This is a genomic window from Streptomyces sp. NPDC004266 (assembly GCF_042874095.1).
GTDB lineage: Bacteria > Actinomycetota > Actinomycetes > Streptomycetales > Streptomycetaceae > Streptomyces.
On the sequence record NZ_JBIAMM010000002.1, the window covers coordinates 264759 to 277531 of the forward strand.

Annotated in this window: 13 protein-coding genes and 2 pseudogenes; 7 read left to right on the forward strand and 8 right to left on the reverse strand. The window is 72.6% G+C overall.

Going from position 1 to position 12773, the window contains the following annotated elements; all coding sequences use genetic code 11:
* Positions 1–371 precede the first annotated feature (371 nt).
* Both ACFYUZ_RS05945 and ACFYUZ_RS05950 read left to right on the forward strand, forming a co-directional pair.
* Entirely contained in the window at positions 372–1535 is a 1164-nt protein-coding gene (locus tag ACFYUZ_RS05945; protein ID WP_389306632.1) for a low temperature requirement protein A, read from the forward strand.
* Positions 1536–1866: 331 nt separating this feature from the next.
* Positions 1867–3063, forward strand: a complete 1197-nt coding sequence (locus ACFYUZ_RS05950; protein WP_389306633.1) for an NAD(P)/FAD-dependent oxidoreductase — start codon at positions 1867–1869, stop codon at positions 3061–3063.
* Between the two features lie 71 nt (positions 3064–3134).
* On the opposite strand, the gene ACFYUZ_RS05955 is transcribed toward ACFYUZ_RS05950, so the two are convergent.
* The 7 genes and pseudogenes from ACFYUZ_RS05955 to ACFYUZ_RS05985 all read right to left on the reverse strand — a co-directional run bounded on the left by ACFYUZ_RS05955 (position 3135) and on the right by ACFYUZ_RS05985 (position 7808).
* Entirely contained in the window at positions 3135–3905 is a 771-nt protein-coding gene (locus ACFYUZ_RS05955; protein ID WP_389306634.1) for a GNAT family N-acetyltransferase, read from the reverse strand.
* An 80-nt stretch (positions 3906–3985) separates the two neighbouring features.
* Positions 3986–4198, reverse strand: coding sequence for a DUF4287 domain-containing protein (locus tag ACFYUZ_RS05960; protein WP_389306635.1), 213 nt, complete (start codon positions 4196–4198; stop codon positions 3986–3988).
* A gap of 72 nt (positions 4199–4270) precedes the next feature.
* Complete coding sequence (locus ACFYUZ_RS05965; protein WP_389306636.1) at positions 4271–4939, reverse strand: DUF998 domain-containing protein; 669 nt, start codon at positions 4937–4939, stop codon at positions 4271–4273.
* A 189-nt stretch (positions 4940–5128) separates the two neighbouring features.
* A complete protein-coding gene (locus ACFYUZ_RS05970; protein ID WP_389306638.1) occupies positions 5129–5566 on the reverse strand; it encodes an iron chaperone in 438 nt (145 codons plus the stop codon).
* An 85-nt stretch (positions 5567–5651) separates the two neighbouring features.
* A pseudogene (locus ACFYUZ_RS05975) lies at positions 5652–5903 on the reverse strand (AraC family transcriptional regulator); the annotation flags it as partial.
* A gap of 27 nt (positions 5904–5930) precedes the next feature.
* Positions 5931–6341 carry a VOC family protein gene (locus ACFYUZ_RS05980; protein WP_389306639.1) on the reverse strand — a complete coding sequence of 137 codons (411 nt, stop codon included), beginning with the start codon at positions 6339–6341 and terminating at the stop codon, positions 5931–5933.
* 69 nt (positions 6342–6410) lie between these two features.
* Positions 6411–7808: a glutamate decarboxylase gene (locus tag ACFYUZ_RS05985; protein ID WP_389306641.1), complete on the reverse strand. Its 1398-nt coding sequence runs from the start codon at positions 7806–7808 to the stop codon at positions 6411–6413.
* Between the two features lie 183 nt (positions 7809–7991).
* On the opposite strand from ACFYUZ_RS05985, the gene ACFYUZ_RS05990 reads away from it, so the two are divergent.
* Entirely contained in the window at positions 7992–8834 is an 843-nt protein-coding gene (locus ACFYUZ_RS05990) for a class I SAM-dependent methyltransferase (RefSeq protein WP_389306642.1), read from the forward strand.
* Positions 8835–8843: 9 nt separating this feature from the next.
* On the opposite strand, the gene ACFYUZ_RS05995 is transcribed toward ACFYUZ_RS05990, so the two are convergent.
* Positions 8844–9215 (reverse strand): hypothetical protein, encoded by a 372-nt coding sequence (locus ACFYUZ_RS05995; protein ID WP_389306643.1) that lies wholly within the window; start codon positions 9213–9215, stop codon positions 8844–8846.
* A gap of 126 nt (positions 9216–9341) precedes the next feature.
* On the opposite strand from ACFYUZ_RS05995, the pseudogene ACFYUZ_RS06000 reads away from it, so the two are divergent.
* The 4 genes and pseudogenes from ACFYUZ_RS06000 to ACFYUZ_RS06015 form a co-directional block, all read left to right on the forward strand.
* Positions 9342–9479 (forward strand): annotated as a pseudogene (locus ACFYUZ_RS06000) (AraC family transcriptional regulator); the annotation flags it as partial.
* Between the two features lie 218 nt (positions 9480–9697).
* Positions 9698–11089, forward strand: coding sequence for an APC family permease (locus ACFYUZ_RS06005; RefSeq protein WP_389307018.1), 1392 nt, complete (start codon positions 9698–9700; stop codon positions 11087–11089).
* Positions 11086–11523 (forward strand): hypothetical protein, encoded by a 438-nt coding sequence (locus tag ACFYUZ_RS06010; RefSeq protein ID WP_389306644.1) that lies wholly within the window; start codon positions 11086–11088, stop codon positions 11521–11523. The genes ACFYUZ_RS06005 and ACFYUZ_RS06010 overlap by 4 nt, the downstream gene beginning before the upstream one ends.
* Positions 11520–12761 (forward strand): threonine/serine exporter ThrE family protein, encoded by a 1242-nt coding sequence (locus tag ACFYUZ_RS06015; protein ID WP_389306645.1) that lies wholly within the window; start codon positions 11520–11522, stop codon positions 12759–12761. The genes ACFYUZ_RS06010 and ACFYUZ_RS06015 overlap by 4 nt, the downstream gene beginning before the upstream one ends.
* The last annotated feature ends 12 nt before the right edge of the window (positions 12762–12773 follow it).

Genomic DNA, 12773 nt, shown 5'->3' on the forward strand with positions numbered 1-12773 from the left:
CCGACTGTTGATCGCCGGGCACCGGCCCCAGCAGGGAAGTCCCGCGCCCGAGGAAGCCGTCGTGCCCTTCGGAGCGGACAACAGCGGGCGGCCGGTTCCACGCGCCGGCGGGTGAGGCACTCCCACGGGCCCCGGCCGACGGCGGATGTGAAGCGGGCCGCGAGGGTGGAGCGCGAGACGGCGCAGGCGCGGTCGCCCTCCGCGTCATCGCCCTGTTCGTCGCCGTCCTCCACCACGCCTACGGGGCATGACCCCGGCCGGTCGCGCACCGCCGACTCGGGGGAACCGGCCCAGAAATTGCGCATCGCGCCGGAGGACCGGATCGTGAAAATCATGCAGAGCCGCCCCGGCCCCCGCAGCGACGTGCCGACATGAGCAGCGCGTCGTTCGCCTCCGTGCGCCGCAGCGTCGCCCCACTGGAGCTGTTCTTCGACCTGGTCTTCGTCTTCGCGATCGGCCAGCTGGCGGAGCACCTGCTCCACGAACTGTCCTGGCGCGGGGCCGCCGAGACCGCGGTGATGCTCGTCGCCGTCCTCAGCACTTGGGCACTGACCAGCTTCGACGCCACCTTCCTCGACGTGACCAGGTCCCGGACCCGGTGGCTGGTCCTGGCGGTGATGGGCCTGGGACTGTTCATGAACGCCCAGATCCCGCACGCCTTCGCCGGCCGGCCGTGGGCGTTCGCGATCCCGCTGGCCGCCATCCTCCTGCTGGTCGACCTCGCCGCCGCGGTGACCGCCCCGACCCCCGTCCTGCGTCGGCACTACCGCCGCGTGACGGCCTGGGCCGTCGTGTCGGTTCCGCTGTGGCTGATCGGCGCGGCCATGGACCACGGACCGCGACTGGCCTGGTGGGCGGTGGCAGCGGCCGTCGACATGCTGGGCGTCTGGCTGGCCCATCCCCTGCCCCGCGACCGGCTCTCCTCCCGGGGCCTGGTCTTCGACGCCGAGCACATGGTGGAGCGGATCCGCCTGTTCATCATCATCCAGCTCGGCGAGACGGTCCTCACCATCGGCACCGCGATCTCCGGGGCCCCGGTGGACGCGGCGACCGTGACGGCCGGCCTCGGCGTCTTCGTCGCCCTCGTATGCCTGTGCGCCAGCTACTTCCAGGGCGGCGAGGACATCCTCGCCCGGCACGTCGCGACCACGGCCGACAAGCTGCTGCCGGTCCGCCGCGCCGTCAGCGGCCAGTACCCGACGCTGGCCGGCCTGGTCGCCCTCGCCGTGGGCGCCGAACTCGCCATCAGTCACCCCACCGGCCACGGCAGCACCACCCTCAGCCTGCTCCTCTTCGGCGGCCCGTTCCTCTACGTCATCACCCAGGCCTGGTGGTACCACGCCTCCACCGGACAAGCCTGGGGCGCCCGCCTCCTCGTCTGCCTGGCCCTGGCCCTCGCCGGTGCCGTCACCCTCCGGCTCCCCCCGCTGGCCTCGGTCCTCATCCTGGACCTCGTCCTCGTCGCCCTCGTCGTCACCCTGCGGAAGGTGCACCACCGGGTCCTCACGGGAATGACCGCCGGAACGCGCACCTAGGCGGTTCCTCCGGCCCCGCACGGGGAGGAACCGTGCCCTCTCCGCGCCCTCGGGGAAGGCCGGAACCACCGCCACGCCGAGACCACGGGCGGCGAGCTGTGCGAGGAACGACGGGCCCGCTCCCTCGAAGGCGATGCGGGGCTGAAACCCGGCCCGCGCGTACGGCAGTACGGCCTCGCCCATCTCCACCCCGGGTTCGACGGCCCGCCTCAGCCTTGAGGCGCTATGACGCAGGTCACATCCCGATCCTGTCAGGGAACGGGCGGCTGTCCGGTTCAAGGGGCGACACCGCGCCGGACCACGGCAGCCCCGCCCAGACAGGAGCACGGACATGGAGCACCGCATCGTCGTCCTCGGAGCCGGCTACACCGGAGCCATCGCCGCCGGCCGCCTCGCCAAGCGGCTGCACCGCGAGGACGTCGCCATCACCCTCGTCAACCCCGAGCCCGACTTCGTCGAGCGCGTCCGGCTGCACCAGCTGGCGGTCGGCCAGGACCTCCCGCACCGGCCCTTCAGCGAGATGTTCGCCGGAACGGGCGTGGAACTGAAGCTCGCGAAGGTCACCGCCGTGGACGTGGACCGCAAGACGGTGACGGTCACCGCCGGGAGCACCACCGAGGAGCTGGCGTACGACACCCTCGTGTACGCCCTCGGCAGCGGCTGGAACACCCAGGGCGTCCCCGGCACCGCCGAACACGCCCACGAGATCGCCGGCCGCCCCGGGGCCCTCCGCCTCCGCGAGCGCCTGGCCGCCCTGGAGGCCGGACGGTCCGTGGTCGTCGTCGGCGGCGGACTGACCGGCCTGGAGGCCGCGACCGAGATCGCCGAGGCCCGACCGGACCTCGCCGTCGCCCTGGCCGTCCGCGGCGAACTCGGCGACTGGCTCTCGGAGAAGGGCAGCGCCCACCTGCGGAAGGTGGTGGACGGGCTCGGCATCACCGTCCACGAACACGCCGCGGTCGACGCCGTGTCGGCCGACCGGGTCACGACCGCCGACGGCCGGACCCTCCCGGCCGCGGTCACCGTGTGGACCACCGGCTTCGCCGTCCACCCGATCGCCCGCGCCACCACCCTGGAGGTCACCGACAACGGCCAGATCGTGGTCGACCGCACGATGCGCTCGGTCTCCCACCCGGACGTGTACGCCGTCGGCGACGCGGCCCTCGCCATGGGCCCGTCCGACAAGCCCCTCCGCATGTCCTGCGCCTCGGGCACCCCCATGGCCTGGCAGGCCGCCGACGCCATCGCGGCCCGCCTCACCGGCACCAAGGTCCCGAAGACGCCGCTGCGCTACTTCAACCAGTGCATCTCGCTGGGCCGCAGGGAAGGCCTCATCCAGTACGTCACCGCCGACGACCGAGCGGTCGACCGGGCCCTGACGGGCCGCATGGCCGCCCGTTACAAGGAACTGATCTGCAAGGGCGCGGCCTGGAGCGTCGGCAGGCCGACCCTGGGCATGCCGACCCGGCGCCGGCGTGTCGTACGGCGGGAGACCCCGAGCCGCGCACGGGTGGAGGCAGCGGCCTGACCGCTCCACGGCCGGACCCCGGCCAACGGCAGGCGGGGCGCGCCGCCCCGGCGGGCTTCAGCGCGACCGGGTCACTGGGCGGAGGCCCACCAGGTGGAGGGCGCCGCGACGGTGTAGCCCAGGGACTCGTACAGCGGCCTGCCCAGCTTCGAGGCGGTGAGCGTGACCGGCAGGTCCGTCAGGTGGGCGAGGGAACCGAGCATGACGGCCCGTCCCACGCCGCGCGACCGGAAGGCCGGCGACGTGCCGACCCAGTAGTGGCTGCCGACGCCGTCGGCCACGACGCTGACGCCCGCTCCCGCGGCCACGCCGTCGTGCAGGGCGACGAACACGTCCACGCCCGGCTGCTCGATCAGCGCCGACGGGAACAGCTCGCCGGGGCGGTAGGGCTCGAATCCGGTCAGCTCGAAGCCCTCGATCACGATCCGCTCGGCCGCCTGGAGGTCCTCGGGCCGCCGCGCCTTGATCACCTCCATCGCCGGTTCGCCGACGGGGCCGGGCGGGCGCAGCATGACCGGCATCTGCCAGCTGCGCATGCCCAGGTGGCCCAGGTCGGTCGAGCTGAACGGGTCCTCGGCGTTCACCGGGCCCGTGGCCCGGCGCACCAGCTCGCTCAACTCGGCCAGTTCGTCCGGGTCGAGGTCGGGCTCCTGGATCAGGACCCGCAGGCCGGCGCGCTCGCCGCCGTCGACCGCGACGAACCCTCGGCGCCCGACGACCTCGTGCCCCCGGCTCCGGCCGGTCGCGGTCCACAGGGCGGCGGAGTTGCGGGCCTGTCGCAGCGGCGCCTCGGACGAGTCCACGGAAGCGGGCCGGTCGGCCGAAGCAGATCTTGTTGTCATTGCGCCTACGCTAGTGCGCAACTGGCCCTTCCCACAGGCCGATTACCCGTGGGCCGACGCGTACGGCCTTCGTCTGCGGGTCACTTGGCGCTGTCCTCGGCGAGGGTGTGGGCGACGAGGGCGTTGGCGTGGCCGTGGCCGAGCCCGTGCTCGGACTTGAGCCAGTCGACCAGCTCCATGTGCTTGGCCAGCGGGGAGGAGCGGATGAGGTCCTTCCATTCGGCGATCGGACGGCCGTACTTCTTCTCGATGGAGGGGAAGTAGCTGGCAGGACCCTTCACGGCGTCGGTCATGGGTGCCCCGTTTCCTGAAGTGATGATCTTGGTGGTGTCGATGTCGATGATGCCCGCCGTGGCGGCGGTCGGCTAGCGGTCGGCCGGAGCGCCGGCCAGGCGGGCCGTCACCGCGCTCAGCCACAGCAGGCCGAGGCCGGCGCCGACGGTGAACGCCAGGACGGAGGCGGCCGAGGCCATGAACCCGGCGAGGACGGCCGCGGGGACGACGCGGGACGCGACGGCCCAGCCGCGCAGGCCCCGGGCGGCGAGCGGACGGGCCAGCACGACGAACACGGCGCACAGGGCCAGGTAGCCGACCATCCCGCCGAACATGTGGACGGCGCCGTGCCCGCTCATCACGGTCGCCTCGGGCGCCCCGGCGGGAAAGCCCGCCCCGGCGTCGGCGGGGAAGGCCGCCGCGACCCAGAAGGAGACGCCGAAGACACCGACCAGGGCCGGGCCCCACGTCCCGCCGGGGCCGCCGCGCAGCGCCCGCCGCAGTCCGGTCGCGCCGGCCAGCAGCAGCGCCCCGGTGAGCAGGAAGTTCACCGTCTGGATCCAGCCCGCCTCGCCGAGGGCGAGCTGGCTGATCGCGTTGCGGGTGAAGTCGAACCCGTCCCGTGCGACGCCCTGGGCGATTCCGGCCAGGAGGAACAGCGGGCCCGCCACCACGCCACCGGCCAGAGCCCGCCGTGCCACGACTCCGGACGCGGGCCCGGCGGATGCGACGTGCTGGGGGGCGTTGAGCGTGTGGGTCATGAACGGGCCTTCCTCGCGTCGGTGTTGTCGCTGATACGACCGACGGCAGGGGGCGAAGTCATCGCTCCGGGGGATGTGCGCCGCGTCACAGTCCCGGGGAGCCGGTGGGCGGTTCCCGCCGGCGCGACGGGCGCTCGGCCGACGGCGGGGACACCTGGCGGCTCGGCCAGGAGGTCGACGCCCGTCGCCTCAGCCCGCCGCCTGCTTGAGGAGCGCCGCGACGCGCTGCTCCGTGGCCGGGGTCAGGGCCGTGAGGGCGTACGTGGTGGGCCACAGGTCACCGTCGTCGAGGGCGGCCTGGTCGCTGAAACCGAGCGTGGCGTAGCGGGACTTGAACTTCTGGGCGCTCTGGAAGAAGCAGACGACCTTGCCGTCCCGGGCGTACGCGGGCATCCCGTACCAGAGCTTCGCGGTGAGCTCCGGGGCGTTCTCCTTGACGAGGGCGTGCACGCGCTCGGCGAGGACGCGGTCCGCCTCCTCCATCTCGGCGATCTTCGCGAGCACGTCGGGCTCGGTGTCCGCCTTCGCGCCGCGGCGCTTGGACGCCTTCAGCTCCTTGGCGTGCTCCTTCATGGCCTCCCGCTCGTCCTCGGTGAAGCCGTCGTAGGACTTGGCGCTCGCAGTCATGATGGTTCGTTCCTCTCGCGGATGGTCGGGGGGCGGTGGTGGGGCGGCGGTGCGCCGGTCACGCCGGCTGCGGTTCCGTTCGTGCGCCGTGCAGTCGCAGGGTCCGGGCGCGCTCCGCCCGGCGTTCGAGCAGGTAGCCGTAGGGCGAGGCCCCGTACGCGGTCCGGAACCGGCGGCTCAGCAGGCCGGCCGCCATGTCCGCGCCGCGGGCCAGCTCCAGGACGTCCAGGGGGCGGGCGTACTCGCGGTCGATCCGGTCACGGACGCGCCGCAGACGGGCGAGGTCGTCCAGGCGCTGCGCGGCGACGCGCGCGCGTGCCCACGCGGGGTGGCACATGGGGAGCTCCTCTCGTCCCGGCCGGCGCTAGCGGAGTTCCTGGATGCGGATCAGGTTGCCCGCCGGGTCGCGGAACGCGCAGTCGCGGACGCCGTACGGCTGCTCCGTCGGCTCCTGGACGACCTCGGCGTCGGTGGCCCGCACCTTCTCGAAGGTGGCGTCGAGGTCCCGGGTGGCCAGGAGGATCCAGCCGTACGTGCCCTTGGCCATCATCTCGGCGATGGTGCGGCGCTCGTCCTCGGTGATGCCGGGGTCGACGGCGGGCGGCGCCAGGAGGATGGACGTGTCGGGCTGCCCCGCGGGCCCGACCGTGATCCACCGCATCCTGCCCTGGCCGACGTCGCTGCGGACCTCGAAGCCGAGGGCGTCCCGGTAGAAGGCCAGGGAGGCGTCCGGGTCGTCGTGCGGAAGGGCGCTGGTGTGAATGCTGATGTCCATGGCCTTCACGCTAGTGGCGGCCCCCGGCGCGGCGCTTCTCGAATCCTGATCCGTCCCGGACGGATCGTCTCAGTGGTGGAAACCGGCGCGGTCGGCGTCCGCCGGCACGCCCTGCGTCAGTCGCTCCAGCGAGCGGCGGATGTCCTGGGCCAGCAGGTCGATCTCGTCGCGGCCGATGCCGTGGCGGATCAGGACGCGCTGGATGACGGTCTCCTGCCGGGCGGGGGGCAGCGGGTAGGAGGGGACCTGCCAGCCGCGCATCCGGAGCTGGTCGGAGAGGTCGTACAGGCTGAAGCCCGCGCCCTCCGGGTCGGTGAGGGTGTACGAGACGGCGGGCAGCGCGCCCTGGCCGTCGTAGAGCAGGGTGAAGGGGCCCATCGCCTCGATCTTCCCGGCGAGGTACTGGGCGGTCAGCGCGCAGGCCTCCTGGACGCGCCGGTAGCCGGCCCGCCCCAGGCGCAGGAAGTTGTAGTACTGGGCGACGATCTCGCCGCCGGGGCGGGAGAAGTTCAGGGCGAAGGTCGGCATGTCGCCGCCCAGGTAGCTCACCCGGAAGACGAGGTCCTCCGGCAGGAGTTCGGCGGTGCGCCAGACCGCCCAGCCCACGCCGAGGGGCGCGAGGCCGAACTTGTGGCCGGAGGCGTTGATGGAGGACACCCTCGGCAGCCGGAAGTCCCAGACGACGTCCTCGTGGAGGAAGGGGGCGACGAAGCCGCCGCTCGCCGCGTCGACGTGGATCGGGACGTCGAGGCCCGTCTCCTGCTGGATCCGGTCGAGTTCGGCGGAGAGTTCGGCGACCGGCTCGTAGTCGCAGGTGTAGGTGACGCCGAGGATCGCGACGACCCCGATGGTGTTCTCGTCGACGTACTCCTTCAACTGGTGCGGACGCAGGCCCGTGGCGCCCGGCTCCAGCGGGACCTGGCGCAGTTCCACGTCGAAGTAGCGGGCGAACTTGTCCCAGCAGATCTGCACGGGACCGGTGACGATGTTCGGGCGGTCGGTCGGCTTGCCCTCGGCCCGGCGCCGCTCCCGCCACCGCCACTTCAGGGCGAGGCCGCCGAGCATGGCGGCCTCGCTGGAGCCGGTGGTGGAGCAGCCGATCGCCGCGCCCTCGCCGTTCTCGCTGCCGGGGGCGTGCCACAGATCGGCCAGGATGTTCACGCACCGCGACTCGATCTCCGCGGTCTGCGGGTACTCGTCCTTGTCGATCATGTTCTTGTCGAGGCACTCGTTCATCAGCCGGCGGACCTCGTCGTCCGTCCACGTCGTGCAGAACGTCGCCAGGTTCTGCGCCGCGTTGCCGTCGAGCAGCAGCTCGTCGTGGAGCATCGCGTAGACGACCGAGGGGAGGTTCGGCTCCTCCGGCATCCGGTGCTTCGGCAGGACCCGCTCGCTCAGGGCCGAGGCGAACACGTCCGTCACCGCATCGGCGACGCTCTTCGGTGCCTTCATCTCGTGGAGCGCCACAGTTTCCCCTTCGATCAGCGGACTCGTCGACAGTCCTCTCATCAATCCACGGGACCGGGCGGGACGCCCGGTGGCGGCCGGGACCGTTGGCCCACCCGGGTGAGCGCGGTGCCCAGGCCCTGTCCCGCGGCTCCCCCGACCAGTACGTTCCGGACGAAATGGATCATCATCGGAAGGCCCCACATGACCCCTCGCACGACCTCGCACCCGATCAGTGACACGGCCCGGCTCGACGCCGACGGCACGGCCCGGCTCGACACCGACGGCACGGCCCGGCTCGACACCGACGCCGAAGCCCTCGACCCCGCCGCCCGGTTCGACGCCGAAGCCCTCGACTCCTACGACGACCTCCCCGAGCGCCTCATCGGCTACCCGGCCGTCTTCCACGCCCTCGGCATCGGCTCCTGCGCCGTCCGTACGGTCCTGGACTACGGCTGCGGGCCGGGCAAGGTCGCCACCCGCGTCGTCGAGGCCTCCGACGCGCGCGTGGTGGCCGTCGACGTCTCGCCCTCCATGCTGGAGATCGCCCGCGAGCGGCGCCCGCACCCGCGGATCGACTACCGGCTCACCGAGGACGGCGGGCTCGGCTTCCTCGCCGACGGCTCCGTCGACGCCGCCATGGCCTGCTTCGTCTTCGTCACCACCGGAGACATCGCCGACCTGCACGACATCGCCGCCGAGACGCACCGGGTGCTGCGGCCCGGCGGCCGGTTCGCCGTGCTGGACGCCAACCCCCGCACCACGGGCATCCGGTTCTCCACCTTCCGCCGCGGCGAGCCCGGCCGCGTCTACACCAAGGGCGAGCGGCGCCGGTCGCGCCTGGAGCGCCCGGACGGCGGGGCCCCGCTGGAGCCGGTCGACCACCACTGGCCGTGCCAGACGTACCTCGACGTGCTCGGCAAGGCCGGGTTCACCGACCTGGACGTCCACGAGCCCGTCCTCACCCACCGGTCGGCGCTCCTCGGCCACGATCCGGCGGAGGCCGGGCACCCGCCGTTCCTCGTGGTGTCGGGGGTCAAGCAGTAGCCGGGGCCGTCAGCTGTCGGAGTAGCTGAAGTCCCCCACGGTCCAGGCGCTGACGTCCGCGATCGCGACGCGGTACATCCCGCCGGTCTCGGGCATGCCCACGGTCCCCTGGAGGATGCGGGCGAGGTGGAAGTGGAGGTGGGTGGGGGGCTCCGCGTCCTTCGCCTTCTTCCCCGCGTCGGGGGCGAAGACGCCGGAGAACTCGGACAGCCGGGTCGAGTCCGTCAGGACCTCCGACACGCGCTGTCTCCACAGGGCCTCGGGCGCCAGCCGCCCGGTGATGACCACTCCCCCCGCGACCACGGTCAGGGACATCTGGTTGCTCCGCCCGGATTCCACGGTGGCGGCGACGTCGACGAGCAGTTCGTCAGGGATCGACATGGAAGCCGATTCTAGGGGCGCGGGCCCGCGGGGTGGAGGTCTCCGGGGCGATGCGGTGCCCGTGTGGCGCGGTACCGGCGGGCGGGGCGCCGACGGGGACGCGGTCTCAGGGGGCGGTGTCAGTGCGGAGCGCTGGTCGCGGCCCACCGCGCCGGGGCCTTCGCGCTCGCCGCGGCCGGGCTGCTCGACGGGCCGCGGGCCACCACCCGCCGGCGGTTCGCCGGACTCCTGGCCGAACGGCACCCGGAGGTGACCGTCGACCCCGTCACCGGGGCCGCCCCGCACGACCCCGTCACCGGGGCCACCCCGTACGCCCCCGCCGGAAGCCCCTCCCCCGTACGGCCGACCCCCGCTTGCCGGGGTCACCCGGCCGTTCGAGCGTGAGGTGATCATCCGACGTGCGGGAGGGCTCCTTGAGCAGTATCGAAACCCCGGCCGAAACACCCCGGGCGGCGGGCGCACGGCCCGCCTCCCCCACGACCATGTCCTGGGTGACGCTCGCCCTGATGACGACCGCGTCGGTCGCGAGCCTCCGGGCCGCCCCCACGATGGCCGTGTACGGCCTGGCCTGCGTCTTCCTCTACCTCGTCCCGGCGATCGTGTTCCTGCTGCCGACCGCCCTGGTCTCCGCGGAGCTCGCCTCCGGATGGAGCGGCGGCGTCTACCGCTGGGTCGCCGAGGGGCTGTCCAAGCCGCTCGGATTCCTCGCGGTCTGGTGCCAGTTCGCGATGACGATCTTCTACTACCCGAGCCTGCTGGCCTTCGTGGCCTCGACCATCGCGTACGTCATCGACCCGTCCCTCGCCTCAAACGGCGTCTACACCGCGATCGTCATCATGGTCCTGTACTGGACCGGCGTCTGGGTCTCCTCGCGCGGCACCAAGGCCCTGGCCGGACTGTCCAGTTGGGGCCTGGTCATCGGCACGCTCGTGCCGGGCACGATCCTCGTCGTGCTCGGCATGGTCTTCCTCGGCCAGGGCAATCCCTCCGCCGCCCCGATGGACGGCGGCCACCTGCTGCCGCAGTGGACGGGCCTCGCCAGCCTGGTCCTGATCGTCAACAACTTCCTGTCGTACTCCGGCATGGAGATGAACGCGGTCCACGTCTCCTCGCTGAAGGACCCGGCGAAGGAGTACCCGAGGTCCATGTTCCTGGCGATGGCGCTCGTCCTGCTGATCTTCATCCTGCCCGCCCTGGCCATCAGCTGGGTCGTGCCGGCCGATCAGCTCAGCCTCACCGCCGGCGTGATGCAGGCCTTCGACGCCTTCTTCTCCTACTTCGACGTCGGCTGGATGACCCCGATCGCCGCCGTCATGCTGATCTCCGCCTCCCTGGCCGGCATGCTGACCTGGCTCGCCGGTCCGTCCAAGGGCCTCCTGGAGATCTCCCGCCAGGAGGGCTACCTTCCGCCGTTCCTGCAGAAGCTCAACAAGTTCGGCATCCAGCAGAACATCCTGGTCACCCAGGGCGTCGTGACCTCGGCCATCGCCCTGATGTACGCGCTCATCCCGAACGTGTCGAGCGTCTACTGGATCTTCTCCACGATCACCACGCAGGTGTACCTCATCGTGTACCTGCTGATGTTCGCCGCCGCGATGCGGCTGCGGAAGACCCGGCCCGACCACCCCCGCGGCTACCGGGTGCCCGCCCTGGGACTGGTGTGCACGGTCGGCCTGCTCGCCTCGCTCGCGGCGCTCGCCATCGGATTCGTACCGCCCTCCCAGTTCGGCGGCAGCAGCGTCTTCTCGTACGTCCTCTTCATCGGCTGCGGCCTGATCGTCCTGGGCCTGCTGATCCCGTGGCTCTTCCTGAAGTTCCGCAAGCCGGAATGGCGCACCGCCGCCGACGCCCCGAGCGAGGGAGACCGGGCATGAGCCCCACCCGCTTCGCCTCCGAGCACAAGTGGATCTACTGGGGCGCGATCGTGATCCTCGTCGGCCTCGTCGTCACCGGAATCGTCCGCTACGAGAGCGTGAAGACGGGCAACGAGACGCTCTCCAAGGCCCACCGGCTCCAGGAGGAGCTGGTGAAGGCCGGATACCCCTCCCCCGACACCGACACCGTCGAGCGGCTGCTCGGCACCGACGGCGGCCAGGTCTGCGAGGAGCCGGGCAACGCCCTCAAGACGGCGCTGTGGAAGATCCAGCAGGCCAACGGCGCCTCAGGACCCGGCATGCGGCCCGTCATCTCCGACACCAGGGCCGTCGAGGCCGAGCGGATCGTCCTCCAGGTCTACTGCCCGGACAAGGTCGACGACTTCCAGGACGAGGTGAAGGACCTGGAGACCGACGACACCGTCCGCCGGTGAGACGCGGACCCCACGAGTCCGAGCCCGACGCCCTCCACGACTTCCTGCGCGAACTGGCCCGGTTCATGCTGTCGTTCAGCGGGGAGGGCGCCGAGGGCGTCGCCCGGGGCGTCCGGAGCGTCGCCCGGGCCTACGGCGGGCGGGCCGAGACGGTGCTCGTCGCCGACGGCGCCGTGCTCTCCGTGACCGTCGGGGGGCGCACCCTCACCTCGACCGTCACCGCCTTCCCCGACGTCGCCCGGCTCGACCGGGCGGTCGCCCTCAAGGAGTTCGTCGAGCGCGTACGGGACACCCGGCCGGCCCTGCCCGAGGCGGCGACCGGACTGCGGCGGATCGAGAACCTGCCCGCCACGGTGCCGCGCTGGGCCCGCGGGGCGGGCATCGTGCTGTTCTCCGTCGGGTTCGCGCCGGCCGTCCAGCCGACCTGGTACGAGATCGGCACCACCGCCCTCCTCGCCGCCCCGGTCGCGACGCTGACCGTCCTGTCGGACCGGCGGCAGCGCCTCGCCCGCGTCCTGCCGCTGCTCGCCGCCGGCCTGGTCTCCCTCGTGACCCTGGGGCTGTTCCAGCCGGGCCACGACCACGGCGGGCCGGTGCTGATCATGCTTCCGGCGCTGTTCTTCTTCGTGCCCGGCGACCTGCTCAGCGCGGCCACCGCCGAACTCGTCGGCGGCTTCCTCACGACCGGCGCCGTCCGACTCGTCTACGCCCTCGTCCTGCTCCTCCAGCTGTACGTGGGCGTGCTCATCGGCGTGGCCGTCACCGGCACACCGACCGGGGCGCTCTTCGACACCGCGCAGGACGCCGACCTGTCCCGGTGGGTGCTCGTCGCGAGCTGGGCCGTCTTCACGGCGGGCCTGGTCCTCGCCTTCGGGGTGCCGTGGCGGGCCGCGGGCTGGGTGACCGCCCTCGTCTACCTGTCGCTCGGCGTGCAGGCGGCGGTCACGGCCCTGGTCGGGGAGGTCGCCGGCACCTTCGTCGCCGCCACGGCCCTCGCCGTCGCGGCGGATCTGCTGTCCCGGCCGGCCGGGCGCCCGCCCCGGCTCGTCCTCTTCCTGGGCGGCTTCTTCACCCTCACCGTCGGCTCCCTGGGCCTGCGGGCGCTCACCTCCCTGGCGGGCGGTCACGTCCTGCACGGCTTCCACGACCTCGTGGACCTCGTCACGATCGTCACGACGATCGCGGTCGGGCTCCTCGCGGGCGCGGCGCTCGTACCGGCGCGGGGCGATCAGGGCTGAAGGGCGAGCAAG